Genomic DNA, 24,470 nt, shown 5'->3' with positions numbered 1-24,470 from the left:
CCCCCCCTCCCCCCCCCCCCCCCCCCCCCCCCCCCCCCCCCCCCCCCCCCCCCCCCCGCGCCTGGTTCCGCGCGCTCCCCTGTGGGGAGCCCGCGCGGACGGGGTAGGAATCCGAGTAGCGGACACCGAGGTGGTGTCCGCCGGGTGGCCGTCAAATAGCGGGCGGCCATGTGGAAGGGAAGACACGGACCATGTTGATCGCACAGCGTCCCACGCTCACCGAGGAAGTCGCCTCGGACCTGCGCTCGAAGTTCGTCATCGAGCCGCTGGAGCCGGGCTTCGGCTACACCATCGGCAACTCGCTTCGGCGCACCCTGCTGTCCTCCATCCCCGGCGCGGCTGTCACGAGCATCCGCATCGAGGGCGTCGAGCACGAGTTCACCACCGTGCCCGGTGTCAAGGAGGACGTCACCGAGATGATCCTCAACCTCAAGGGCCTGGTCGTCAGCTCCGAGCACGACGAGCCGGTGCTGATGTACCTGCGCAAGCAGGGCCCCGGTGTGGTGACCGCCGCGGACATCGCTCCGCCGGCCGGTGTCGAGGTGCACAACCCCGACCTGCACATCGCCACGCTCAACGGCAAGGGCAAGCTGGAGATGGAGCTGACGGTCGAGCGCGGCCGCGGCTACGTCTCGGCGACGCAGAACAAGCAGGCGGGACAGGAGATCGGCCGGATCCCGATCGACTCCATCTACTCCCCGGTCCTGCGTGTGACCTACAAGGTCGAGGCCACCCGTGTCGAGCAGCGCACCGACTTCGACCGCCTGATCGTCGACATCGAGACCAAGCCGGCCATCCGTCCCCGGGACGCGGTCGCCAGCGCGGGCAAGACCCTGGTCGAGCTGTTCGGTCTGGCGCGTGAGCTCAACGTCGACGCCGAGGGCATCGACATGGGCCCGTCGCCCACGGACGCCGCCCTGGCGGCGGACCTGGCGCTGCCGATCGAGGACCTCAACCTCACGGTCCGGTCCTACAACTGCCTCAAGCGTGAGGGCATCCACAGCGTCGGTGAGCTGGTTGCCCGCTCCGAGCAGGACCTGTTGGACATCCGCAACTTCGGTGCCAAGTCCATCGACGAGGTCAAGCAGAAGCTCGTCGACATGGGCCTGTCGCTGAAGGACTCCCCGCCCGGATTCGACCCCAGCTCGGCGGCCGACTCCTACAGCTCCGAGGATGACGAGGGCGAGTCCTTCGTCGAGACGGAGCAGTACTAACCGACCTTCGTCGCCCACATGGTCCCCGGCCGAGTGCGGCCGCGGACCGCATCACTAGGAGAACGACACCATGCCCACGCCTACCAAGGGCGCCCGTCTGGGTTCCGGGCCCGCTCACGAGCGGCACATCCTGGCGAACCTCGCCACCTCGCTGTTCCAGCACGGCCGCATCCGCACCACCGAGGCCAAGGCCAAGCGCCTGCGCCCGTACGCGGAGAAGCTGATCACCCTCGGCAAGCGCGGTGACCTGCACGCCCGCCGCCAGGTCCTGACCAAGATCACGGACAAGGCCGTCGTGCACGAGCTGTTCACCGAGATCGGCCCGCGCTTCGAGAACCGTCCCGGTGGCTACACCCGGATCACCAAGATCGGTCCGCGCAAGGGCGACAACGCCCCGATGGCCGTGATCGAGCTGGTCGAGGCGCTGAGCGCCCAGGCCGCGGCCCCGGCCGCCAAGCCCGCGGCGGAGGAGCCCAAGGCCGAGGAGCCCAAGGCCGAGGAGTCCAAGGCCGACGCGACCGCCACGGCGGACGAGGCTGGCGACCAGCCGGCGGAGGACACCACCTCCGACCAGACCGCCAAGGCCGACGAGACGGCCCAGGCGGAGGGCCCGGCTGACGACAAGTAGCGTGCGAGGCGCGGGCGCGCGAACGCGTCCCGCGCACGCGCCGCTCGGCGAGTGCCCGATCCCCGCGGGGGTCGGGCACTCGTCTTTTTCGTGACGCGGAGAGGGTCGGGTTATGGACGAGACGACGGTTCGGGTGCGGTTGGACGTGGCCTACGACGGCACGGACTTCTCCGGGTGGGCCGCGCAGCCGGGCCGGCGCACGGTGCAGGGCGAGCTGGAGGCGGCGCTGGCGCGGGTGCTGCGCCTGCCGGAGGTGTCGCTGACGTGCGCGGGGCGCACGGACGCCGGTGTGCATGCGCGGGGGCAGGTGGCGCAGGCCGACATCCCCGCGCGGACGTGGGAGAGCGAGGGGGAGCGCGTGCTCCGGCGCCTGGCCGGGGTGCTGCCCAGGGACGTGCGGGTACGCGGGGCGCGGCTGGCGCCGCCTGGGTTCGACGCCCGGTTCTCGCCGCTGTTCCGGCGGTACCTGTACCGGGTGAGCGACGCCCCCTACGGGGTGGACCCGCTGCTGCGGCGGGACGTGCTGTGGCACCGCAGCCCGTTGGACGCCGACCGGATGAACGCGGCGGCGGAGCGCCTGGTGGGTGAGCACGACTTCGCGGCGTTCTGCAAGAAGCGCGAGGGCGCGACGACCATCCGGGAGCTGCTGCGCCTGGAGTGGACCCGGGTGGACGAGCACCTGCTGCACGGGACGATCCAGGCGGACGCGTTCTGCCACAACATGGTGCGTGCGCTCGTGGGCGCGCTCCTGGCGGTGGGCGACGGGCGCAGGGACGCGGACTGGCCGGGCAAGGTGCTCGGCGCCGGTACGCGGGACTCGTCGGTGCACGTGGTGGGGCCGCAGGGGCTCAGTCTGGAGGAGGTGCGCTACCCGGCCGACGAGGAGCTGGCCGTGCGCGCCTCGGCGACCCGCCGCGTGCGGGAGCTGCCCTGCCGGGGCCACTCGGCCTAAGGGGGCCGGTGGCTTCGGCCTGAGGGAGCCGGCCTGAGGGAGCCGGCCCGGGGAGGCCGGTGGCTCCGGGAGCGCGGGCAGCACGGGGCGGCGGGGAGGGAACCCCCCTTTACCAGGCTAGAGTCGCGCCGGGCTCCGGGAAAGCGCGGGAACGTGCCTGTGGACAAGTGCCTGTGGACAAGGGGGAGGGGCACCCGTTCGCCGGGTGCCCCTCGCGGTCGTCCGCGACCGCTCAGCCGCGGTTGTCGCTGAGGCTGGTGTGGGCCTCCTGGAGGAAGCCCTCGCTGATGGCGCGCAGCTCGGTGGCGGACTCGCTCTCGCCGCCCTCCTCGGTGCCGTCGCTGTTGGCCGCCAGGGAGAAGAGCAGGTAGCGGCCCCACTGGCCGCTGCTGCCGTGGCCGCCGGAGTGGCCCAGGCGCTCGGCGGGGCTGCCCTCCTCGCCGGGCAGACCGGCGAACCACTGCGTGGCCACGAGGTCCTGGGCCTCCATCGCGGTGGCCGCCTCCTCGCCGGTGGGCATGGCGGCGACGCCGACGGTCACGGCGTGGCCCTCGTCCTCGCTGAGGTAGGAGGCGCGCACCATCTGGCGGCACTCGTTGTCGGCGAGCACCTGGCCGTAGTCGCCGTGGGCCCCGGCGGCGCAGTCCTCGGTGTCCTCGACGGCCACGCGGGTGAACGTGCCCTGGCCCTCGACCTCCATGCTCTCGGGGAAGAGGGTCCCCGCGTCGAGCGCGCCCGGGTCGTCGGCCTCGTCGGCGACGGTCGCGGCGTTCGCGCCGCCCGAGCCCATGCTGGTGGCGAGGAAGAACGTCCCGCCGCCCGCGAGGACCAGCAGCACGGCGAAACCGGCGATCATCATGATCCGGCGCTTGCGGGCGCGCGTGTCAGCGCCGCCGTCGCCGTATTGGTAGCCGTCGTCGTAGCTGTCGTAGTCGTCGTAGTCGTTGACCCCCTGGGCGTCGAACTGCGCGGTGTCCACACCGGCGTCGTCGGGGACCTCGTCCCGGAACAGGGGGCGGCCGCCGGGAGAGGGGGGAACGGCGCTGATGTGCTGCGTGGCGCCCATCGCGTCCGGGGGGAACACGGGCTCCTCCCGGACGGGCGCCGGGGGCGTGGCGGCGGGGGGCTGGGGCGGCGCCTGGTAGGCCTGCTGGGCGTTCGGGGGCGCCGATCCGGGGGGCATGCCCGGGGGAGGGCCGACGGGCGCTCCGGGGTACCCGGGAGCGCCGGGACGGCCCTGCGGTACGCCCTGCGCGCCCGGAGGAAGCCCCGGGGCGGGGCCCTGGGGTCCGGGCCGGTGGCCGGTGTGCCCGGGGGCGTGCGGCGGCACGGGGGCGCCGGGCGGGAGCGCACCGGGAGGGAGGGGCTGTCCCGGCTGACCGGGCTGCCCCGGGGCGGCGTTCTGTCCGGGGGGCACGTGCGGGCCCGAAGCCTGGCCCATGCCCGACTGCCCCATGCCCGACTGCCCCATGCCCGGGTGGCCGCCGGTGGGTGCCTGGCGCCCGGGGCGGCCGGGGCCCTGGTGTGACGGGTGGCCGCCCGTGGGCGCCTGGTGCGGGGGGCGCCCGCCCGTGGGCGCCCGCATCGGCGCCTGGCCTCCGGTGGGGGCCCCGTGCGGCGGGAACTGACCGCCGGTGCCCTGCGGCGGCTGCCCCGGACGCATGGGGGCCTGGCCGCCGGTGGGCGCGCCCACCGGGCCGCCGGGGAATCCGGGCACGCCCTGGGGCTGACCGCCCTGGCCGTAGCGCGGGTTCTGCGGGCCGTTCGGGGGCTGGGGCGGAGCCTGAGGGCCGCTCGGTCCTCCCTGGCCGCCAGGGAGGACCTGACGGGCACCGCCGGGGTAGCCCTGCTGCGGGTCGACCTGGTCGTACGGCGGGGTCTGGGGGCCGCTGGGCTGCGCGGGGGAGGGATGGTGCTGTGGGTACGGGGGATGCTGGTCGGGCGGGGGCGCGGCATGTGTCTGCTGTGGCCCCGATGTGGGATGCTGGCCCTCGGTGTGGGAGGGCGCTGACCCGAGCAGGTCCTGGCCGTCACCGGCCTCCGGTCCGACGGGTCGCCCGTCGGGACCGTACTGTGGCTGGTTCGGATGGGTACTGATGGGAGTCTCCGAGGGCTCTGGGGGTGGGACTGGGCCGCGATCCACCGGCACGTGTGCCTGGGCCGCGCGGTGCCGTCCGTTCCGGGTTCCCGTGGTGCCGGCGACCGTGACGGGCATCTCCAAGGTCGCGTCGGTGCCCGTCATCACGGGAGCAGACCGGCCTTTCGGTGCAAGCGTAACCAACGCGGGGGCGGGAACAGGACGAAGCACTCCCGGCAACGGGCATAATAAAAGACGGAGAGGTCACGGATGTGACCCCGTGCCGGTGTTTTCCCCGCCGAGCGCGGTCCGGCCGGTCCGCCCCGCCGCTGGCTTTGACCTGCGCGGCGGTGGCCAGGTAGGATATTCCGTCGTTGTGCGTTGAGTTGCCGTGGGCCCCGACCACCGGGCGCCGATCCACGCACCATCGTCTGCGCACTCACCACTCGGAGAGTCCTGTGACATGGCACGGGATATCCGGCCAGACGCCCCCGCAACCGCGGGTGTGTATACGAGTCCCCCATCCCCGCACGGGATGGGGCAGCCGACTGAAGAGCGAAGGCAAACGATCGTGCGCACATACAGCCCCAAACCAAACGATGTCCAGCGTCAGTGGCACGTTGTCGACGCTACCGATCTCGTGCTCGGGCGTATGGCGAGTCAGGTTGCCACGCTGCTTCGGGGCAAGCACAAGCCGTACTACGCGCCCCACATCGACACCGGCGACTTCGTGATCGTCGTGAACGCCGACAAGGTCGCCCTGACCGGCAAGAAGCTGGAGCAGAAGCGCGCCTACCGGCACTCCGGCTACCCGGGCGGCCTGCGCTCCGTCTCCTACGCCGACCTGCTGGAGAAGAACCCCGAGCGGGCCATCGAGAAGGCCATCAAGGGCATGCTCCCCAAGGGCTCCCTGGGCCGCCAGATGGCCAAGAAGCTCAAGGTGTACGCCGGTCCGGAGCACCCGCACCAGGCCCAGCAGCCGGTTGCGTTCGAAATCACCAAGATCGAGCAGCCCGCCTAGGCGTTCGCAGACTTTTACAGAGAGCACGAGGAGAACCGTGGTCGAGCCCACCGGCATCGAAGACGTCGAGCAGGAGTACGTGGAGAACCCGGAGGAGTTCCCCTCCGAGTACACCAGCGAGTCCGACGAGAACGCCGCCGCCTACGTCCCCACCGCGTCCGGCCCCAGCGCCGGTACCGGTCGCCGCAAGCAGGCCGTCGCCCGTGTCCGCATCGCCCCCGGTGCGGGCGAGTGGAAGGTCAACGGCAAGTCGCTTGAGGCGTACTTCCCGGACAAGGTCCACCAGCAGACCATCAAGGAGCCGTTCGTCTCCCTCGGGTTCGACGGCGCCTACGACGTCTTCGCCCGTCTCGACGGCGGCGGCACCAGTGGCCAGGCCGGCGCCCTGCGCCACGGCATCGCCCGCGCGCTGGCGTCCCTGGACCCGGAGAACAACCGCCCGACCCTCAAGAAGGCCGGTTTCCTGACCCGCGACTCCCGTGAGGTGGAGCGCAAGAAGGCCGGTCTCAAGAAGGCGCGCAAGGCTCCCCAGTTCTCCAAGCGCTAGTGCTCATGCGCCGGCAACCGCTCGGCTGAGCTTCGGCCCGTACGTCGTTCCCACCACCGGGGGCGGCGTACGGGCCTTCGGTTTTCCGGTGGCTTGTCTGGGCCACCCTCGCTACTCCACCGGCGCCGCGATTCGGCGCCGTCTTCGAAAGGGGCTGTCCTCCTGTGGCTCGGCTGTTCGGAACAGATGGTGTACGCGGTGTCGCCGGTCGGGACCTGACCGCCGCCCTCGCGCTGGAGCTGTCCGTCGCGGCGGCGCGGGTGCTGACCCGCGGCGGCGACGGGGCGCGGCCCAAGGCCGTGGTGGGCCGCGACCCGCGCGCCTCCGGCGAGTTCCTCGAGGCCGCCGTCGTCGCGGGCCTGGCCAGCACCGGTGTGGACGTGGTGCGCGTGGGCGTGCTGCCCACCCCGGCCGTGGCCTACCTGACCGGCGCGCTCGGCGCCGACTTCGGCGTGATGCTCTCCGCCAGCCACAACCCGGCGCCCGACAACGGCATCAAGTTCTTCGCGCGGGGCGGCCAGAAGCTGGAGGACGCCCTGGAGGAGGAGATCGAGGGCATGCTCGGCGTGCCCTCCACCCCCGCCGTGGGCGACCTCGTCGGCCGGGTCACCGACGCCCACGACGGCGCCGAGCGCTACGTCGAGCACGTGCTGGCCTCGGTGCCCCACAGCCTCAAGGGCCTCAAGGTCGTGGTGGACTGCGCCAACGGCGCCTCCGCCCTGGTCGCGCCCGAGGCGCTGCGCCGCGCGGGCGCGGAGGTCGTGGCGATCGGCGACCAGCCGGACGGCCACAACATCAACGAGGGGTGCGGCTCCACCCACCTGGAGGTGCTCCAGGAGGCGGTCCGCCTGCACGGCGCGGACGCCGGTATCGCCAACGACGGCGACGCCGACCGCTGCCTGGCCGTGGACGCCGAGGGCCGAGTGGTGGACGGCGACCAGATCCTGGCGATCCTGGCCACCGAGGCCAAGGAGGCGGGCAAGCTCGTCCAGGACACGCTCGTGGTCACGGTCATGTCCAACCTGGGCCTGAAGCTGGCGATGGAGCGGGAGGGCATCACCGTGGCGGAGACCGCGGTGGGCGACCGCTACGTGCTGGAGGAGATGAAGCGCGGCGGGTTCGGCCTGGGCGGCGAGCAGTCGGGACACGTGATCCTGCTGGAGCACGCCACCACCGGCGACGGCGTCCTGACCGGCCTGCACCTGCTGGCCGCGATGGCCCACCGCGAGCAGGGCCTGGCGGAACTGGCCAAGGTGATGACCCGCCTGCCGCAGGTGCTCGTCAACGTGCCCGACGTGGACAAGGCCCGCGCCAAGGACTCCGCGGAGCTCACGGCGGCCGTGCGCGCGGCCGAGGAGGAACTGGGCGAGACCGGCCGGGTGCTGATCCGGCCCAGCGGAACCGAGCCCAAGGTCAGGGTCATGGTCGAGGCGCCGGAGCAGGAGCAGGCCACCGAGGTGGCCGAGCGGCTCGCCGCCGTGGTGCGCTCCGCGCTCGGCTGAGGGCAGGGCTCCTTCGGGGCTCCGCTCCGCTTTGCCCCGTGTTCGGGCGTCTCGAAGGCGGGAACCTTGGGTGTCTTCCGTGCGATGGCTCGTTCCTCGCGATCGCACGTCCGACACCTCCAGAACCCCGCCGACGCCCGAGCTCCACGCGCACCCGGGCACCGAGACGGCCGGGTGCGCGTTCTCATGTGTGGCTGACCCGCGGAGTGCGGGTCCGAGGCGGTGGAGTTGGTCACGGTGGCGGACACGCGGTACGGGCACGCCCTGACGGTCGGGGTGGACATCGGCGGGACGAAGGTGGCCGCCGGTGTGGTGACGCCCGGCGGTCGTATCCTGGCCCGGCTGCGCACGGAGACCCCCGAGCGCAGCAAGAGCCCTGCGGTGGTGGAGGACACGATCGTCTCGGTGGTGCGGGAGCTGCGCCGGGAGTTTCGGGTGCGCGCCGTGGGGGTGGGCGCCGCCGGTTTCGTCGACGAGCGGCGGGCCAACGTGCTGTTCGCCCCGCACCTGTCCTGGCGCCGGGAGCCGTTGCGCGACGCCCTGGCGCTGCGGCTGGGGCTGCCCGTGGTGGTGGAGAACGACGCGAACGCCTCCGCCTGGGCCGAGGTGCGCGCAGGGGCGGGCCGGGGCGTGGACAACGTCGTGGTGGTCAACCTGGGCACGGGCATCGGCGGCGCGGTCGTGCTCGACGGGAGCCTGCACCGGGGCCGGTACGGGCTGGCCGGGGAGTTCGGGCACATGACGGTGGTGCCGGGCGGCCACCGCTGCGAGTGCGGGAACCGGGGCTGCTGGGAGCAGTACGCCAGCGGCAACGCGCTGACCCGGGAGGCGCGGGAGCTGGTGGCCTCGCAGTCGCCGGTTGCGGAGGCCCTGCACCAGGCGGTGGGTGGCGACGCCGCCCAGATCACCGGGCCGCTGGTCAGCGAGCTGGCACGCAAGGGGGACCGCGCGTGCGTGGAGCTGATGCGGGAGGCTGGGGGATGGCTGGGCTCGGGTCTGGCCAACCTGGCCGCGGCGTTCGACCCGGAGCTGTTCATCGTGGGCGGTGGTGTGTCCGAGGCGGGGGAGCTGCTGCTGGAGCCCGCGAGGGAGGCGTTCGGACGCAACCTCACCGGGCGCGGATACCGCCCGGAGGCCCGGGTGGCGGCGGCCGAGCTGGGCAACGAGGCGGGCCTCATCGGCGCCGCGGATCTGGCCAGAGAGGCGCTGCCCCGGTGGCACCAGCGGCGCCGACAGCGCCGTCTGGGACGCTTCGGCAGGGGTTAGGGCCCGCGATTCTCCGCCGGGAACGGCGGCGGCACGCGGCCGGAGCGGGACCGCGCGCCGCGTTGCGCGGGACCTAGCGGGACAGCGCCCTCACGTCGATGTCGATCGGGAACGGGAGGTCCAGCTTGAGGCGTTCCCGAGCGACGGTGACGGGGATGTACCGGGGTTCCTTCGTGCCGTCCAACTCGTAGACGTAGACGGCCGCGCCGCCGTCTTCCCTCTCGATCCGCCAGAAGTGGGGGATGCCCGCCTGCGCGTACTTGAGTGGTTTGGTGGAGCGGTCCCGCTCCTGGGACTCCTCGGACACGATCTCGACCGCGATCAGGACTTCGTCCGGGGTGTAGTAGCTCCGGGCATCCCCCACCTCGGGGTCGTCGGTGTCGCGGTAGACGAGGATGTCGGACTCCGGGCGCTGGTGCTTACCCAGCTTGATCGTCATCTCCTCGTCCACGGCGAGTTCGGGGGGCAGTATGTCCTCCAGCACGGTGGACAGACGTCGCTTGACCCGTGAATGAAAACGGATCTGGGGGGACATCACGATGAGCGCTCCGTCGATGAGTTCCATCCGGGGCACTCCCGGGGGAAGGTTGTCCATGTCGTCGGCGGTCCAGCCGCCGGGCGGGGGCATGAACCAGTCGGGGAGCGGCTCAGCGGTCATCGAAACCTCCCGGGTCGATTCCTGAGCCCATGCTAATGCGGTCGTCATCGCCATGACAGGACGCTAGCGCTCCGTGACGACGGTGTGTGGTGGTTTCCCCAAGGTTCCGGATGGGCGCACGGTGGTGAGCTGTCGAGCGCCACGTCTGGTGGCCGGGGTTTCCCGTGTGAGGCCGCCCGGGGAGTCAGTCCTCCACCGCGATCGCGGTGACGTCGATGTCGATGTCGAACGGCAGGTCCGTCTTCAGCCGGTCGCGGACGATCGCCTTGGCCACGTAGCTCTTCGTGGTCTCGTCGAGTTCGTAGACGTGGATCGCCGTGCGCTCTCCCTCGTCCTCGACCCGCCAGAAGTGGGGGATACCGGCCTCGGCGTACTTCTTCGGCTTGACCTCCCGGTCCCGGAACTGCGACTCGGAGGACACCACCTCGACCGCGAGGACGACGTCCTCCGGAGCGACGTGGGTGCGCCTGCGCCGTTCGGCGAGCGGTTCCGACGGTCGGCGGTAGACGACGATGTCCGGTTCCGGGCGCTGGTGCCTGCCCAGCTTCACCGTCATCTCCTGGATGACCGAGAACCCCTCAGGCGCGGCGAGACGGAGCTCGTGCATGAGGGTGTACATAGCTTCGCCGTGGAACCACGTGTGGGGGGACATCACGATGAGCGCTCCGTCGATGAGTTCCATCCGGGGCACTCCCGGGGGAAGGTTGTCCATGTCGTCGGCGGTCCAGCCGCCGGGCGGGGGCATGAACCAGTCGGGGAGCGGCTCAGCGGTCATCGAAACCTCCCGGGTCGATTCCTGAGCCCATGCTAATGCGGTCGTCATCGCCATGACAGGACGCTAGCGCTCCGTGACGACGGTGCGCGGAGATTCCGCGAAGAACCCCGGTTTCGGACGAAAGGCCTGTTCGGAGGAGCTGCCCACCATTAACCGAACCCGGTTCTAGTGCGCAGGTCGCATCCTCTGTAGAGTGCCGCCATGGATCTCAACGCAATCTCCGCCCTCGTCTCGGGCGGCGCGAGTGGCCTGGGCGAGGCCACCGCCAGGGAGCTCGCCTCCGCGGGCGCGACCGTCATCGTGGCCGACCTCAACGCCGAGCGCGGGGAGGCGGTCGCCAAGGAGATCGGCGGTGTCTTCGTGCGCACCGACGTCTCCCAGGAGGACCAGGTCAAGGCCGCGGTCCAGGCCGCCGTCGACACCGGCAAGCCCTTCCGGGTGGCCGTGTCCTGCGCGGGCATCGGCTGGGCGACCCGCACCGTCGACCGCCACGGCAACCCCCACGACCTGGACAGCTACCAGAAGGTCATCCAGGTCAACCTCATCGGCACCTTCAACGTGCTGCGCCTGGCCGCGGCCGAGATCGCGAAGACGGAGCCGGTCAACGAGGACGGCGAGCGCGGCTCCATCGTCAACACCGCCTCCCTCGCGGGCATCGAGGGCCAGGTCGGCCAGATCGCCTACTCCTCCTCCAAGGGCGGCGTCATCGGCATGACCCTTCCGGCCGCCCGCGACCTCGCGGCCGTCGGCATCACGGTCAACACGATCGCCCCCGGCATCCTGGAGACGCCCATCTACGGCGAGGGCGAGGGCGCCGAGGAGTTCAAGCAGCGCCTGGCCGCGCCGGTGCCCTTCCCCAAGCGCCTGGGCACCGCAGAGGAGTTCGGCAGGCTCGCCCGGGCCCTGCTGGAGATCAGCTACGTCAACGGCGAGGTCGTCCGCATCGACGGCGCGCTGCGCATGCCGCCGAAGTAGGGGGACACCGTGTCCGACGAGGTTCTCTACACCGCCGAGGACGGCGTCGCCGTCATCACCATCAACCGGCCCCAGGCCAGGAACGCGGTCAACGCCGCGGTCGCCGCCCGCGTCGCCGAGGCACTCGACGACCTGGACGCGCGCAAGGACCTGAGCGTCGGCGTCATCACCGGCGCGGGCGGCACCTTCTGCGCCGGGATGGACCTCAAGGCCTTCATGCGGGGCGAGGTCCCGCTGGTGGAGGGGCGCGGGTTCGGCGGCTTCGCCGAGCGCCCGCCGCGCAAGCCGCTGATCGCCGCCGTGGAGGGGTACGCCCTCGCGGGCGGGTTCGAGGCCGTGCTGGCCTGCGACCTGGTCGTGGCCGCGGAGGACGCCAGGTTCGGCATCCCCGAGGTCAAGCGCGGCCTGGTCGCCGGTGCGGGCGGCCTGTTGCGCCTCCAGCACCGCATCCCGCGCAACATCGCGATGGAGTTCGCCCTGACCGGCGACTTCGTCGAGGCCCCGCGCCTGGCCGAGCTCGGGCTGGTCAACCGGGTCACCGCCAGCGGCGGGGCCCTGGCGGGCGCACGCGAGTTGGCGGCCCGCATCACCGCCAACGGTCCGCTGGCGGTGCGGGTGTCCAAGGAGGTCATCACCTCCTCGGACGACTGGTCCACCGAGCGGATGTGGGAGAAGCAGAACGAGTTGACGGGCCCGGTGTTCGTCAGCCAGGACGCCATGGAGGGCGCGGCGGCCTTCGCCGAGAAGCGAGCCCCCGTGTGGAGGGGCGAGTAGACCCCGGACGCCGCGCGGCGGTGGAAGCCGGTGCGCGCACGTGCCCTGACCCGCGAAAAACATGTCCTGAGACGTAGAGGCGTGTCGGGTTGTGGGAGACGGAGCTACCTCTTCTGAGCAGGGAGTGCAAGGAACGGCCGCGCCTCACCGAGGAGGCGCGGCCGTTCCCTCCTGTCCGGCAGGCCCGGCGGCCCAGCCGTTGCGGTGGTCAGGGGCGCCCGGAGGCCGAGTCGGTGGACCTCAGGACGGATTACGCAGTCCGACGCGGCGCAGGGTGCGCCCTCCGGCCCGGCGCACGCGCCGGTAGAGGGTCATCTTGGTCTCCTTCTCCAGTGCGTCCAAGCGTTTGTTAAGCCGCGTGACCTGCTTCTCCAGGGCAACCTGCCGCTTCTCCATGGAGGCCTGCTGCTTGTTCAGCCGTGTGACCTGCTTCTCCAGGGAAGCCTGCTGTTTCTGTGACTTCTGCTGCTCCCGGCTGAGGCCGCGCACGCTCTCCTTGAGCCATCCCATCCGGTAACCGAGTCCACCGTCCTCGTCGGACCAGGCCTCGACCGCCGGAGTGAACTCGATGCTGTTGATGCGCTGCTCGAACGCAGCTCCGCCGTCCTGACCGGGCTGGAAAATGTGGGGGAGGCCGTGCTTCTCAACGTATCCCGTCATCCGCTCGAAGCGTTCACCGTGTCCCTTGACGAGTGCCGTGTAGTCGGCCTGATCGTACAGTTTCGCGGCGTCGAACTCCTCCGGGGGTTCGGTCATCCTGCGGTGCGGAATCTCGAAATACCTGCTGAGTTCCAGAGTGCGCGAGTCATGGCACATCACCACGGCGGGTGTGCCGGCCAGGAGCGAGATGACGTTTCCGTGGATACGGGTGCCGAACACGAAGTCGTAGTCGCGCAGTTCCCTGATCCAGGTAATCGGGTCCAGGTGGAGGCGGACCCGGTTCTCCTCGAAGAGCGGATGGCTTCGCAGGACGGGCATCTCCCTGCGCTGGTCGGCTGCCTGTGAGGTGTCGCCCCAGTAGAGCGTCTCCAGGTCGGGGATGTCCTGCGCGATGTACCTCAGGTTCGGGTAGCGCCGGTAGTTGTCCATGACGATCCGCCCCAGGTCGCCCATGGTTCCGGCGGTGGTGGACATCCCGATCCTGGCGCCGGTGTCGAGTTTCGAGGTTTCCTTCTCGACGGACAAGGAACGGCCGTAGCGGAACATCGAGGGGCAGCCGATGACCTCGACGTCCTTGAAGCCGAGATGCTTGAGATAGCTCTGGGTGAACTCACCACGGACACCGATGGAGGGCGCGCGGTCCAGGACCGCGGAGGCGAAGCGCTTGACTGACGCGTCCAAGGGGCGCATGCGTTCGAGGTCGTAGTCCAGCGAGGACTGTGCTCCCACGCTGAGGACCATGACCGGGATGGTCAGCTTCTCGATGACATCGGTCCAGAGGTCGAGCTCCTTGCGGAAGGCTGGTCGGAAGGCATTGGCGAAGGGAAGGACGAGGTAGTCGTACTCCTCGTTGACCCGCTCGGGGTCGGGCATCGGGACGCCGAAGCCGGTCGTGGTGATCTCGGTACCCGGAACGTCGAGCATTTTGTAGGCCGAGTCGCTGAAGACAAGGTTGCCGAGGTTCTGCCCGCCGATTTTTCGCTGGAGGGTTTCCTCGGCAGTCGCCGCCTCGAAGGGGGACTTGCTCGAGCGCAGGAGGATTCTCGTCATGGGGACCCGATCGATCAGTGGAGGGGAATGTGGCTGGAAGATGTCTGTTCAGCCTTGGAACAGTGAATTGGCCTGATCATAGTCGGCGCTCACCAGGCCACCATCACGGTCGCCCAAGGTGATCAGGGGGTCACGGTTGCCTTTGTTCTGCACGTCCACGGCGAAGGGGTGGCCGAAAGCATGGGGAATCACGGCGAAATCGCGAAAGTGATATGAGCCATGAAGGGATTCCGGCGCCCAGGTGAACCCCTCACTCCCTGGAGCGTCGTTCCCTCCGTGTGGTGAGGGGTTCGCATGGTTACGGGTGACTTGGTGGTATGCGTTAACCTGGGATCTACTTTGCCCACCTTGTCCTGTCTTGTCAGTCGTTCCGTCTCTGCGGGCTGGCAGGAGCGGGAACCTGATCCACCCTCCCCCCACACCCGGTAGACCGGGCGCGCGTTGGCGTGACCTCCGCTGTGCGACGGGTGTGTTCGGATCCGCGGAGCCTTGGAGTCATTTGTGGTCGCACTCAGCGTCGTCGTACCCATCTACAACGTCGAGAGGTATCTCGACGAGTGCCTGCGCTCCCTTCAGGTGCAGACATGGGACGATCTCGAGGTCGTGATGGTGGACGACGGGTCCCCGGACGGCAGCGCGGCCATCGCGGCCCGGTACGCCGAGCAGGATCCCCGCTTCCGGCTGATCCAGCAGGAGAACGGCGGCCTGGGCGCCGCGCGCAACACCGGCATCGAGCACGCGCGCGGCGATTTCCTGACCTTCGTGGACAGCGACGACGTGATCCCGTCCTACGCGTTCGGATACCACCTGGAGAGCCTGCGCCGGAGCGGCTCGGACTTCTCCAGCGGCAACGTCCACCGCCTCAACGAGCTGGGCACGCGCCAGTCGCCCATGCACCGCAGAATCTTCCGCACCGCGAAGACCGGCACGCACATCACGCGCGAGGACACGCTCCTGGTGGACCGGCTGGCCACCAACAAGGTCTGGCGCCGCTCCTTCTGGGACAGGCACGGGATGACCTTCCCCGTCGGTGTCCTGCACGAGGACATCCCCGTGGCCATCCCCCTGCACTTCCTCGCCGAGTCGGTGGACGTGCTCTCCGCGCCCGTCTACCTCTGGCGTGAGCGCCCGAGCGACGACAAGTCCATCACCCAGGACCGGCTGCGCCCGCAGGCCCTGGAGGACCGCGTCAGCGCGGTCACCAAGGTCAGCGAGTTCCTCCGGGAGAACCAGACGCCCCTCCAGAAGCGCCGCTGGGACGCGGTCGCGCTCGGCAGCGACCTGCGCCTCTTCCTCCAGGTGCTCGACCGGGCCGACGAGGACTTCACCCGGCGCCTCGTCGAACTCGGCAACGCCTACCTGGACCAGGTGGACGACAAGGTGCTGCGCGACCTCCCCGCCATCGAGCGCCTCAAGTGGCACCTCATCCGGCAGCGCAAGGTCGACCAGCTGCGCGAGGTCATCGTCTTCAACAAGAGCTCCGAGCACAAGAAGGCCAAGATCGTCCGGCACGGGATCCGCTACTACGCGGACTACCCGTTCAAGGACGACCCCGCCCAGGGCGTCCCGCGCTCGGTCTACCGCGTGCGCTCGGAGCTCAAGCTCCGCCAGAAGGCCGAGGAGCTCGCCTGGGTCGACGGCAAGCTGGTCGTCGGAGGCCGGGTGTGCCTGAAGTACCTCCGCCCCAACAAGCGCCTCCAGCAGCAGGTCCGTGCCTGGGCGGTCAACGCCGAGGACGGCAGGCGCGTGCGCCTGAGCACGACCACGCACCAGGCCAACGAGTTCCGGCTCGCCCCGACGGTGGCCACCTCCCGCAAGGACTGGGGCGGCTACCAGATCGTCATCGACCCCTCCGAGCTGGGGGACGAGGGCGACTGGTACGTGGAGCTGGGCGTGGTCAACCGCGGCTTCCGCCGTGTGGACCGCCTGAAGAAGCCCGCCGCGGCCGACGTCCGGATGCTCGGCCCCGAGCAGGTCCGGCCCGGTGTCTGGGCGCGCCCGCACTGGGTGGACGACTTCGAGCTGCGCCTGACCGTCGAGCGCCCGGCGGTCGTCCTCGACGGCTCCGCGGTCGAGGGCTCCTCCCTGGTCCTGAGCGGCCGGGCGACGGGGACCACGGCCGAGGGCCTGAGCGCCTACGTCCAGCGCTTCCCCGGCGACGCCGAGGTCCCGGCCAAGGTGGAGACCGACGGCGCGTCCGTGCGCGTGCTCGTCGACCTCGCCGCCCTCACCGACGGCTACGAGGACAGGGACGCGATCGCCGGCAGCGACCCCCACGAGGACTGGTCGGTCCACCTCAGGGACGGCTCCGGCCGCTCCCGGTGGATCCCCTTCGCCGAGGACGGCCCCGAGGGCCGCTACGCGCACTCCGGCCTGAGCGTGCGGGTGGTCCCCGACTTCGCCGGGCGGACCAGGGTCCGGGTGGAGCGGCCCCAGCCCCTGCTCACCGGTGTCTCCTGGGACGACGACGTCCTCAACCTCCGGGGCGACTTCCCCCAGACTCCCTCGGGAGAGCTCTCCCTAGTGGTCAAGGCCGTCGGCCGGATGGAGGAGCACCTGTTCCCGGTGGAGGCCGCGGACGGCCGGTTCTCGGTCGCCGTCCCGCCCACCGCGATCCCCAACTTCGGCACGAACGTGCCCCTTACGCCCGGCAACTACCGCTTCCTGCTGCGCAGCGTCATCGGCGACAACCAGTGGGACGACCGCCGGGTCGGCTTCTCGCGGGAGCTGCGCACCGCCAAGTTCCCCGCCCCCGAGAAGGAGGGCGGCTTCGACCTGGAGCTCAAGCCGGACGGCCGCGGATGGCCCGTCCTGCGCCTGGGCTCGGTGCTGCGGCCGGAGGAGCAGGGGTCCTACGCGCAGCAGGTCCTGCGCGAGGAGGTCTACCCCAAGCTGCGCGGGAAGCCGGTGCAGCCCGGCATCGTCTTCGACAGCTACACCGGCAAGCAGTTCTCCGACAGCCCGCGGGACATGTACGAGGAGCTCCGGCGCCGCGGCGTGGAGACGCCGATGTCGTGGATGGTGCGCAACCGACAGATCACCCTGCCCCCGGGGCTGACCGAGGTCCGGCACACGAGCCGTGAGTACTTCGAGGCGCTGGCGCGCTCGGAGTTCATCGTCTCCAACGCCCACCTGCCCATGTGGTTCGAGAAGCAGCCCGGGCAGAAGGTGGTGCAGACCTGGCACGGGTCGATGCTCAAGCGCATCGGCTTCGACATCGAGCACGTCCAGTTCGCCGGCCGCAACTACCACGACCGGCTCCGGCACGAGACCAACCAGTGGGACTACCTGGTCTCCCCGAGCCCCTGGGCGACCCCGATCCTGCGCCGCGCCTTCGGCTTCGAGAACGAGATCCTGGAGACCGGCTACCCGCGCAACGACATCTTCCACCGCCCCGAGCGCGAGGCGGTGACGGAGACGGTCCGTGAGCGCCTGGGCCTCCCGGAGGGCAAGAAGGTCGTCCTCTACGCGCCCACCTGGCGCGACGACAAGTTCTACTCGGCCGGCAAGTACAAGCTGGACTTGCACCTGGACCTGCGGCGGCTGTACGACGCCCTCGGCGACGACCACGTGCTGCTGTTCCGCAGGCACCCCAACATCGTCGACCGGGTGCCGAACGTGGGCAAGGACTTCGTCTTCGACGTCTCGGCCTACCCCGAGATCCAGGAGCTGTTCCTGGTCACGGACATCCTGATCACCGACTACTCGTCGCTGATGTTCGACTTCGCCAACACCGGCCGCCCGATGCTGTTCTTCACCTACGACCTGGAGGAGTACCGCGACAGCCTGCGGGGGTTCTACTTCGACTTCGACGCGACCGCCCCGGGCCCGCTGCTGCGCACCTCCGACGAGGTCGTCGACGCGATCCGCGACATCGACGGGGTCCAGGAGGCCCACAGGGAACGGTACGAGGCCTTCGTGAACCAGTTCTGCCCCCTGGACGACGGCAAGGCCGCCGCCCGGGTCGTCGAGCAGGTCTTCGGCAAGCTCCTCTGAACCGGGCGGTTCGGGGGAAGGCAGGGGCCGTGCAGTCCGGCGCGGTCCCACGACAGGGAGGGTGAAGAGGGCCTTGAGGATTCTGCTCACCGGAGGAGCCGGGTACATCGGCTCCCACACCGCGGTCGAGCTGGTCGCGCGCGGGCACCAGGTGGTCGTCCTGGACAACCTGGTCAACAGCAGCGAGGAGGCCGTGCGCCGGGTCGAGAGGATCACCGGCGCGCAGATCCCGTTCGTGCGGGGCGACTGCACCGAGCACGGCGTCGTCGAGCGCCTCCTGGTGGAGCACGGCATCGAGGCCGTGGTGCACTTCGCCGGGCTCAAGGCGGTGGGGGAGTCCGTCAGCCAGCCGCTGCGGTACTACCGCAACAACCTGGACGCCCTGCTCACGCTCGCCGAGACGATGGACCGCGTCGGAGTGCGCGACCTGGTGTTCAGCTCCTCGGCCACCGTCTACGGCGACCCGGAGACGGTGCCGATCGCCGAGGGCGGCGCGCTGCGGGTGACCAACCCCTACGGCGCGACCAAGCTGTTCGGCGAGAGGATCCTGGAGGACCTCGCGGTGAGCGCCCCCGACTGGCGGATCACCGTGCTGCGGTACTTCAACCCGGTCGGCGCCCACCCCAGCGGCCTGATCGGGGAGGACCCCAACGACATCCCCAACAACCTCTTCCCCTACATCTCCAAGGTCGCCGCGGGGAGGCTGCCCGAGCTCACGGTCTTCGGCGACGACTACGACACCGCGGACGGGACGGGGGTCCGGGACTACCTGCACGTGGTGGACCTGGCCCGGGGACACGTCGCGGCGCTCGACCACCTGGCTTCGCAGAAGGGGCTCAGGGCCTTCAACCTGGGGACGGGGAGGGGCACCTCGGTCATGGAGGCGATCCGCGCCTTCGAGGCGGCCTGCGGACACGCCATCCCCTTCCGGGTCGGGCCGCGCCGCGACGGGGACATCGCCACCTGCTTCGCCGACCCGGGGCTGGCCAACCGCGAACTGGGCTGGCGGGCCGAGCACACGGTGGCCCAGGCCTGCGCCGACGCCTGGCGCTGGCAGTCGGCCAACCCCGACGGCTACAGGTGACCCCGCGGAGCGCGGAGCGACGCCGTCCTCCGCGCTCCCGGACCACCGGTGCGCCCTGCCGCCGGGGACAACCTTCTCGAAGCGCCAAGCGTCGATGAGACGATGCCAAAAGAAGGGCAAAGCCGGCCATGGAACGCGACTGGGACGAAGAGCTCGAAGAGTACGAGGAAGGCGAAGAGCACTTCTACGACGATGAGGGCGCCTTCGGCGTCGGGCTCCCGCTGACGGCCGGATCCACCCACGAGGAGTGGACCCGGCGGGACTGACCCCGGAGAACCCGCCACCGGGGCCCCGCCACCGGGATCCCGCTCAGTCGGCGGCGGCCCTCTCCGTCCTCCTCGGAGCCCGCTCCGCCGCGCCCCGGTCGGGCAGGAGCACACCCAGGCCCCAGTGCAGCAGCAGGCCGCTGACGAGCCCCACGAGCCACCCGTAGTCCGCCAGCGGAGCGAGGAACGGGACCAGGCCCTCGGCCGGGAAGGGCCCCGAGCCCTCGGGGGAGTGCGAACCGCCCACGGCCAGCAGCGAGCCGACGCCGAAGGCCACCAGGGCGCGCCAGTTCCACCCGTGCCGGTACCAGCACTCCGAGCCGCGCTCGTACAGCGCGGGCAGGCTCATCCGCGTGCGGCGCAGCAGCCAGTAGTCGGCGAGCAGGATGCCCGCCACGGTGCCCAGCCAGGTGAAGATTTGACATCCTCTCCCGCTTGAAAGCGGGAGAATCCAGCTAACGAAACCCGTCCGCCGCTGGTGGTCTACGCTTCACAGCCCGCCTGACGGCGAGGGCTCCACGTCCTGACACCCACAATGTCCTGGGGCGCTTGCTGCCTGGTCTGGGTCGACCCTAGAGCAGGGATGTGACGTTTCGTGACAGGTGATTCACCCACCGGCTGAAGCCGGTGGCACTCTCGCGAAGGAGAGGTAGATGTTCTCGTTCTCCAGCAGCCGCCACGGCATGATCAGCACGCTGAGCACGCAGGTGGCGACCGCCCCGGTGCGGAAGCTGATCAGCTGCGGCCTGAGGTTGGACAGGTCGTAGGCCGGGCCGACCAGGTTGGCCGCGATGTTGGTGGAGACGGTGGCCAGCAGCACGACGAAGACCGCGAAGAGCAGGCCGATCCCGCTGTCCATCCGCGCGACGACGTCGATCGGGTTCCGCAGGGCCCCGCCTCCTCCCGGCCCCGTTCTGCGGACGGGGCCGCCGTGACGCGCCCGCCCGTGCCCCGGCGGCCCCGCGGCGCGGATCAGGACACGGACGGGACGACGTGGCGCCCGTAGGCGTCGATGACCCCGTCCACGTCGTCGTGCATCGCGTACACCGCGAACTGGTCCACGCCCGCCTCCCGGAGCCGCTCCAGCCTCTCCAGGTGCTCCTCCACCGGTCCCACCAGGCAGAACCGGTCGACGATGCCGTCCGGGACGAACGCGGTGTCGGGGTTGTCCGCCCGGCCGTGGTGGCTGTAGTCGTAGCCCCGCCGGGCCCTGACGTAGTCGGTCAGCTCCTGCGGGACCGCGTCGGAGGAGTCCCCGTAGCGGGCGACCAGGTCGGCCACGTGGTTGCCCACCATCCCGCCGAACCAGCGGCACTGCTCCCGCGCGTGGGCCAGCCCCCGCGCGGAGCCGTCGGTGACGTAGGCGGGTGCCGCCACGCACACCGTCACCTCGTCGGGGTCGCGCCCGGCGTCGGCCGCGGCCGTGCGCACCGCCCTGACCATCCACTCGGTCAGGTAGGGGTCGGCCAGCTGGAGGATGAAGCCGTCCGCCTGGCGGCCCGCCAGCTCCAGGGCCCGGGGCCCGTAGGCGCCCATCCACACGGGCAGGGCGCCGTCGCGCACCCACGGCAGGCGTATGTTCGCGCCGTCCACGTCGGCCTCCCGGCCCTCGGCCAGGTCCTTGATCGCGCGCATCGCCCGGGACAGGCGTTCCAGGGTGGCGGGTCGGCGGCCCGCCACGCGCATGGCCGAGTCGCCCCGGCCGATCCCGCACACCGTCCGGTTGCCGAACATGTCGTTCAGGGTGGCGAACAGCGAGGCGGTCACCTCCCAGGCGCGCGTGCCCGGGTTGGTCACCATGGGCCCCACGACCAGGCCGCGGGTGCGTTCCAGGACGCGGCTGTAGACGACGAAGGGCTCCTGCCAGAGCACGACCGAGTCGAAGGTCCACCCGTGGGTGAAGCCGTACCCCTCCGCGCGGACCATCCGCTCGACCAGCAGGTCGGCGGGCGGGTCGGTCTGGAGGACGAGTCCGATGTCCATGTGCTGCCCTCTCGTTCAGACAAGGTACTGGCAGGTGGAGCGGGGCACGTACCGGCCGTGCCCGGCCTCGCCCAGGTAGGCGCCGCGGTCCACCACGACCCGGCCGCGCGAGAGCACGGTGCGGGCCCGGCCGGTGATCCGCCTGCCCTCGTAGGCCGAGTAGTCCACGTTCATGTGGTGCGTCTCGGCCGACAGGACCTGCTCGGCGCCGGGGTCGTAGACCACGATGTCGGCGTCCGAGCCCGGGCAGATCGTGCCCTTGGCCGGGTACAGACCGAACATGCGGGCCGGGGTGGCGCAGGCGATCTCGATCCACCGGCGCCTGCCGATGCGGCCCTCCACCACGGCCTGGTGCAGCAGGTCCATGCGGTGCTCGACCCCGGGCATGCCGTTGGGGATCTTGGAGAAGTCACCTCGGCCCAGGTCCTTCTGCCCGGTGAAGCAGAACGGGCAGTGGTCGGTGGAGACCACGGACAGGTCGTTGGTGCGCAGCGCCCGCCACAGGTGTTCCTGGTGCTCCCGGGGCCGCAGCGGTGTGGAGCACACGTACTTGGCGCCCTCGAAACCGGGCTCGGCGAGGTTGTCGGCGGACAGGAACAGGTACTGGGGGCAGGTCTCGCCGAACACGTTGAGCCCCATCCCGCGCGCCCGGGCCAGCTCCTCCACCGCCTCCCGGGCCGAGACGTGCACCACGTACAGCGGCGCGCCCGCCACGCGGGCGAGCTGGATGGCGCGGTGGGTGGCCTCCGACTCCAGCAGGGCCCTGCGTACCTCGCCGTGGTACCTCGGGTCGGTCCTGCCCTCGGCCAGGGCCTGCTCGACCAGCACGTCGATGGCGATGCCGTTCTCGGCGTGCACCATGGTCAGCGCGCCGTTGGCGGCGCCGCGCTGCATGGCCCGCAGAATCTGGCCGTCGTCGCTGTAGAACACGCCCGGGTAGGCCATGAACAGTTTGAACGAGGTCACGCCCTCGTCGACGAGGGCGTCCATCTCCCTGAGCGAGGAGGCTTGGACGTCGGAGAGGATGGCGTGGAAGGCGTAGTCCACCGCGCAGTTGCCCTCGGCCTTGGCCATCCACGCGTCCACGCCCGCGCGCACCGGCTCCCCGGGCCGCTGGATGGCGAAGTCGACGATGGTGGTGGTGCCGCCCCAGGCGGCGGCCCGGGTGCCGGTCTCGAAGGTGTCGGAGGAGGAGGTGCCGCCGAACGGCATCTCCATGTGGGTGTGGCCGTCCACCCCGCCGGGGACGACGTAGTGTCCGGCGGCGTCGATGACCTCGGCGCCGCTGTCGGCCCAGGAACGGGCGGCGTCGCTGCCGCGCAGCGCGAGCGCGGCCACCCTCTCGCCCTCCACGAGGACGTCGGCCTCGGTCTCCTCGGCCGCGGTGACGACCAGGCCGCCGCGGATGACGGTGCGTCGTGCCATGCCGTGCCCCGCCCCTCAGCCCTGGACCAGCGGGCCGTAGGCGTCGGGCCTGCGGTCGCGGTAGAAGGCCCACTGCCGGCGGACCTCGTCGACCAGGTCCAGGTCCAGGTCGCGCACGACCAGCTCGGCGGAGGTGTCGGAGGCGACGTCGCCGACGAACTGCCCGCGCGGGTCCGCGAAGTAGCTGGTGCCGTAGAAGTCGTTGTCGCCGTACTCCTCCACGCCCACGCGGTTGATCGCGGCGACGAAGTACGCGTTGGCCACGGCCGCCGCGGTCTGCTCCAGCTTCCACAGGTGGGCGGACAGGCCGCGGCTGGTCGCGGACGGGTTGTACACCAACTGGGCCCCGGCCAGCCCCAGGGCCCGCCAGCCCTCGGGGAAGTGGCGGTCGTAGCAGATGTAGACGCCGATGCGCCCGGCGGCGGTGTCGAAGACCGGCCAGCCGAGGTTGCCGGGGCGGAAGTAGTACTTCTCCCAGAAGCCGTGGACCTGCGGGATGTGGTGCTTGCGGTACTTGCCGAGGTAGCTGCCGTCGGCGTCGACGACCGCGGCGGTGTTGTAGTAGAAGCCGGGGGACTCCACCTCGAAGACCGGCAGGACCATGACGATGCCCAGTTCACGGGCCAGGGCGCTGAACCGGGTGATGGTGGGGCCGTCGGGGACGGCCTCGGCCCAGCGGTGGTGCCCGGGCTCCTGCACCTGGCAGAAGTAGGGGGCGTTGAACACCTCCTGGAAACCGATCACCCGCGCGCCCTGCGCGGCGGCGTCGCGCGCGTGTTTCTCGTGGACGGCGAGCATGGATTCGGTGTCGCCCGTCCATTCGGTCTGGACGAGTGCGGCACGGACGTTGTGCGGCATGTGTTCCTCGTTCCTGCGTGTGCGCCGCCGGGGCGGGCGAGAACGGTTGGTTACGTCCGCGTATGCCCTGCTGGCACGGTGGTGCGAGCGGGTGGTGCGCGTGCCGTCGCACACTAGGTAACGTCGAATGGCCGGTCAATGTCCGACATCCGCGTTCTCCGTGCGCGCCCGGGTGAAGGAATCGCGCGATCGTGCCCTTACGGGGTGCGATGTCCTTTCTGTGACACGGAGAATTTCAGAGGAAAGGACATGTTTTCCGGTCTTTTCCCGCTGAATTTCGGATGAGGACACACACCCTTCCCGGCCGCCGCGCGGTCAGGCGGCGAGGCGGTCCCCGGTGACGGACGCTCCGCCGTGCCCGAGGGGTCCGCCCGCGCCCTCGCTCCGCTCGGCGCGGTCGTCGAAGACGAAGACGATGAGCAGGACCAGGACGACTCCGATGAGGAACAGGCCGCCGCAGCCCAGGCCCAGGAACAGCCAGGGGGAGCGCTCCCTGGAGCCTCCGGGCTCCCCCGGGGAGGGAGGGCCCGAGCGGCCGAATCCGGGTGCGGGCGGCGGGCCCGCGGGGGGCTGCCAGCCGGTGGGCGGCATGCCTCCGGGCGGAGGGCCCATGGGCGGCTGGTCGCGGTTCGCGGAACCGTCACCGGGACCGTGCGGGGGCTGGCTCATGGCGGGGCCTGGCTTTCTGCTGCGGGCGGCGGCTGCGCGCCGGTGCCGGGTGGCGCCGTGCGGGAGGCGGCGGTGGCGCGCCGCCGCCTC

At 71.0% G+C, this 24,470-nt stretch carries 21 protein-coding genes and 2 pseudogenes; 13 read left to right on the top strand and 10 right to left on the bottom strand.

Features of this window, described 5'->3' with window-relative positions; translation table 11 throughout:
- Nucleotides 1–191 precede the first annotated feature (191 nt).
- The 3 genes from ACSIH6_RS37095 to truA all read left to right on the top strand — a co-directional run bounded on the left by ACSIH6_RS37095 (nt 192) and on the right by truA (nt 2,794).
- Entirely contained in the window at nt 192–1,214 is a 1,023-nt protein-coding gene (locus tag ACSIH6_RS37095) for a DNA-directed RNA polymerase subunit alpha (protein WP_061079605.1), read from the top strand.
- Between the two features lie 70 nt (nt 1,215–1,284).
- Nucleotides 1,285–1,842, top strand: a complete 558-nt coding sequence (rplQ, locus tag ACSIH6_RS37090; RefSeq protein ID WP_435113126.1) for a 50S ribosomal protein L17 — start codon at nt 1,285–1,287, stop codon at nt 1,840–1,842.
- A 112-nt stretch (nt 1,843–1,954) separates the two neighbouring features.
- Nucleotides 1,955–2,794: a tRNA pseudouridine(38-40) synthase TruA gene (gene truA / locus ACSIH6_RS37085; protein WP_435113124.1), complete on the top strand. Its 840-nt coding sequence runs from the start codon at nt 1,955–1,957 to the stop codon at nt 2,792–2,794.
- Between the two features lie 232 nt (nt 2,795–3,026).
- Here truA and ACSIH6_RS37080 read toward each other — a convergent pair whose 3' ends face one another.
- The gene (locus tag ACSIH6_RS37080) at nt 3,027–3,977 is read right to left on the bottom strand and encodes a hypothetical protein (protein ID WP_435113128.1); all 951 of its coding nucleotides are present in this window, start codon (nt 3,975–3,977) and stop codon (nt 3,027–3,029) included.
- A 429-nt stretch (nt 3,978–4,406) separates the two neighbouring features.
- On the opposite strand from ACSIH6_RS37080, the gene ACSIH6_RS37075 reads away from it, so the two are divergent.
- The 5 genes from ACSIH6_RS37075 to ACSIH6_RS37055 all read left to right on the top strand — a co-directional run bounded on the left by ACSIH6_RS37075 (nt 4,407) and on the right by ACSIH6_RS37055 (nt 9,207).
- Entirely contained in the window at nt 4,407–4,805 is a 399-nt protein-coding gene (locus tag ACSIH6_RS37075) for a hypothetical protein (RefSeq protein ID WP_435113122.1), read from the top strand.
- A 637-nt stretch (nt 4,806–5,442) separates the two neighbouring features.
- Nucleotides 5,443–5,892, top strand: a complete 450-nt coding sequence (gene rplM / locus ACSIH6_RS37070; protein WP_017567322.1) for a 50S ribosomal protein L13 — start codon at nt 5,443–5,445, stop codon at nt 5,890–5,892.
- A gap of 37 nt (nt 5,893–5,929) precedes the next feature.
- Nucleotides 5,930–6,439 (top strand): 30S ribosomal protein S9, encoded by a 510-nt coding sequence (gene rpsI / locus ACSIH6_RS37065; RefSeq protein ID WP_435113120.1) that lies wholly within the window; start codon nt 5,930–5,932, stop codon nt 6,437–6,439.
- 164 nt (nt 6,440–6,603) lie between these two features.
- Entirely contained in the window at nt 6,604–7,941 is a 1,338-nt protein-coding gene (gene glmM / locus ACSIH6_RS37060) for a phosphoglucosamine mutase (protein ID WP_435113118.1), read from the top strand.
- A gap of 237 nt (nt 7,942–8,178) precedes the next feature.
- The gene (locus ACSIH6_RS37055; protein ID WP_435113116.1) at nt 8,179–9,207 is read left to right on the top strand and encodes an ROK family glucokinase; all 1,029 of its coding nucleotides are present in this window, start codon (nt 8,179–8,181) and stop codon (nt 9,205–9,207) included.
- Nucleotides 9,208–9,280: 73 nt separating this feature from the next.
- On the opposite strand, the gene ACSIH6_RS37050 is transcribed toward ACSIH6_RS37055, so the two are convergent.
- Together ACSIH6_RS37050 and ACSIH6_RS37045 are read right to left on the bottom strand one after the other, a co-directional pair.
- Entirely contained in the window at nt 9,281–9,865 is a 585-nt protein-coding gene (locus tag ACSIH6_RS37050; protein WP_435113114.1) for a Uma2 family endonuclease, read from the bottom strand.
- Between the two features lie 184 nt (nt 9,866–10,049).
- Nucleotides 10,050–10,640: a Uma2 family endonuclease gene (locus ACSIH6_RS37045; RefSeq protein ID WP_435113112.1), complete on the bottom strand. Its 591-nt coding sequence runs from the start codon at nt 10,638–10,640 to the stop codon at nt 10,050–10,052.
- A 201-nt stretch (nt 10,641–10,841) separates the two neighbouring features.
- On the opposite strand from ACSIH6_RS37045, the gene ACSIH6_RS37040 reads away from it, so the two are divergent.
- Both ACSIH6_RS37040 and ACSIH6_RS37035 read left to right on the top strand, forming a co-directional pair.
- The gene (locus ACSIH6_RS37040; protein ID WP_435113110.1) at nt 10,842–11,615 is read left to right on the top strand and encodes an SDR family NAD(P)-dependent oxidoreductase; all 774 of its coding nucleotides are present in this window, start codon (nt 10,842–10,844) and stop codon (nt 11,613–11,615) included.
- Nucleotides 11,616–11,624: 9 nt separating this feature from the next.
- Nucleotides 11,625–12,389, top strand: coding sequence for a crotonase/enoyl-CoA hydratase family protein (locus ACSIH6_RS37035; protein ID WP_435113108.1), 765 nt, complete (start codon nt 11,625–11,627; stop codon nt 12,387–12,389).
- A gap of 240 nt (nt 12,390–12,629) precedes the next feature.
- Here the strand turns inward: ACSIH6_RS37035 and ACSIH6_RS37030 are convergent, their stop codons facing one another.
- Entirely contained in the window at nt 12,630–14,099 is a 1,470-nt protein-coding gene (locus ACSIH6_RS37030; protein WP_435113106.1) for a polysaccharide pyruvyl transferase family protein, read from the bottom strand.
- Nucleotides 14,100–14,600: 501 nt separating this feature from the next.
- On the opposite strand from ACSIH6_RS37030, the gene ACSIH6_RS37025 reads away from it, so the two are divergent.
- From ACSIH6_RS37025 to ACSIH6_RS37015, 3 genes are all read left to right on the top strand, one after another.
- On the top strand, nt 14,601–18,095 hold the full coding sequence (locus ACSIH6_RS37025; protein WP_435113104.1) for a bifunctional glycosyltransferase/CDP-glycerol:glycerophosphate glycerophosphotransferase: 3,495 nt from the start codon (nt 14,601–14,603) through the stop codon (nt 18,093–18,095).
- Nucleotides 18,096–18,168: 73 nt separating this feature from the next.
- Nucleotides 18,169–19,179 (top strand): UDP-glucose 4-epimerase GalE, encoded by a 1,011-nt coding sequence (gene galE, locus ACSIH6_RS37020; RefSeq protein ID WP_435113102.1) that lies wholly within the window; start codon nt 18,169–18,171, stop codon nt 19,177–19,179.
- Between the two features lie 128 nt (nt 19,180–19,307).
- Nucleotides 19,308–19,445: a hypothetical protein gene (locus ACSIH6_RS37015; protein ID WP_435113100.1), complete on the top strand. Its 138-nt coding sequence runs from the start codon at nt 19,308–19,310 to the stop codon at nt 19,443–19,445.
- A gap of 43 nt (nt 19,446–19,488) precedes the next feature.
- Here ACSIH6_RS37015 and ACSIH6_RS37010 read toward each other — a convergent pair.
- From ACSIH6_RS37010 to ACSIH6_RS36985, 6 genes and pseudogenes are all read right to left on the bottom strand, one after another.
- Nucleotides 19,489–19,863 (bottom strand): annotated as a pseudogene (locus ACSIH6_RS37010) (cytosine permease); the annotation flags it as partial.
- A 231-nt stretch (nt 19,864–20,094) separates the two neighbouring features.
- Nucleotides 20,095–20,343, bottom strand: a pseudogene (locus tag ACSIH6_RS37005) (cytosine permease); the annotation flags it as partial.
- 74 nt (nt 20,344–20,417) lie between these two features.
- Complete coding sequence (locus tag ACSIH6_RS37000; protein ID WP_435113098.1) at nt 20,418–21,428, bottom strand: TIGR03842 family LLM class F420-dependent oxidoreductase; 1,011 nt, start codon at nt 21,426–21,428, stop codon at nt 20,418–20,420.
- A gap of 15 nt (nt 21,429–21,443) precedes the next feature.
- On the bottom strand, nt 21,444–22,853 hold the full coding sequence (hydA, locus tag ACSIH6_RS36995) for a dihydropyrimidinase (RefSeq protein ID WP_435113096.1): 1,410 nt from the start codon (nt 22,851–22,853) through the stop codon (nt 21,444–21,446).
- 15 nt (nt 22,854–22,868) lie between these two features.
- The gene (locus ACSIH6_RS36990; protein ID WP_435113094.1) at nt 22,869–23,711 is read right to left on the bottom strand and encodes a nitrilase-related carbon-nitrogen hydrolase; all 843 of its coding nucleotides are present in this window, start codon (nt 23,709–23,711) and stop codon (nt 22,869–22,871) included.
- Between the two features lie 315 nt (nt 23,712–24,026).
- The coding region (locus ACSIH6_RS36985) for a hypothetical protein (RefSeq protein WP_435113092.1) at nt 24,027–24,470 on the bottom strand (444 nt) is incomplete at its 5' end.

Origin of the sequence: Nocardiopsis synnemataformans (genome assembly GCF_965343085.1) — a bacterium.
Taxonomy (GTDB): Bacteria; Actinomycetota; Actinomycetes; order Streptosporangiales; family Streptosporangiaceae; genus Nocardiopsis; species Nocardiopsis alborubida.
The sequence above is the reverse complement of the archived record's forward strand: the minus strand, read 5'-3'. Positions and strand labels throughout refer to the sequence as shown.

Bases quoted from the DNA above. Each gene is read 5' to 3' on its own strand.
- ACSIH6_RS37040 (WP_435113110.1), top strand. From the start codon at position 10,842: ATGGATCTCAACGCAATCTCCGCCCTCGTCTCGGGCGGCGCGAGTGGC.
- ACSIH6_RS37080 (WP_435113128.1), bottom strand. From the start codon at position 3,977: ATGCCCCCCGGATCGGCGCCCCCGAACGCCCAGCAGGCCTACCAGGCG.
- ACSIH6_RS37045 (WP_435113112.1), bottom strand. From the start codon at position 10,640: ATGACCGCTGAGCCGCTCCCCGACTGGTTCATGCCCCCGCCCGGCGGC.
- ACSIH6_RS37015 (WP_435113100.1), top strand. From the start codon at position 19,308: ATGGAACGCGACTGGGACGAAGAGCTCGAAGAGTACGAGGAAGGCGAA.
- rplQ (WP_435113126.1), top strand. From the start codon at position 1,285: ATGCCCACGCCTACCAAGGGCGCCCGTCTGGGTTCCGGGCCCGCTCAC.
- ACSIH6_RS37030 (WP_435113106.1), bottom strand. From the start codon at position 14,099: ATGACGAGAATCCTCCTGCGCTCGAGCAAGTCCCCCTTCGAGGCGGCG.
- hydA (WP_435113096.1), bottom strand. From the start codon at position 22,853: ATGGCACGACGCACCGTCATCCGCGGCGGCCTGGTCGTCACCGCGGCC.
- ACSIH6_RS37000 (WP_435113098.1), bottom strand. From the start codon at position 21,428: ATGGACATCGGACTCGTCCTCCAGACCGACCCGCCCGCCGACCTGCTG.
- truA (WP_435113124.1), top strand. From the start codon at position 1,955: ATGGACGAGACGACGGTTCGGGTGCGGTTGGACGTGGCCTACGACGGC.
- ACSIH6_RS36990 (WP_435113094.1), bottom strand. From the start codon at position 23,711: ATGCCGCACAACGTCCGTGCCGCACTCGTCCAGACCGAATGGACGGGC.
- ACSIH6_RS37095 (WP_061079605.1), top strand. From the start codon at position 192: ATGTTGATCGCACAGCGTCCCACGCTCACCGAGGAAGTCGCCTCGGAC.
- ACSIH6_RS37050 (WP_435113114.1), bottom strand. From the start codon at position 9,865: ATGACCGCTGAGCCGCTCCCCGACTGGTTCATGCCCCCGCCCGGCGGC.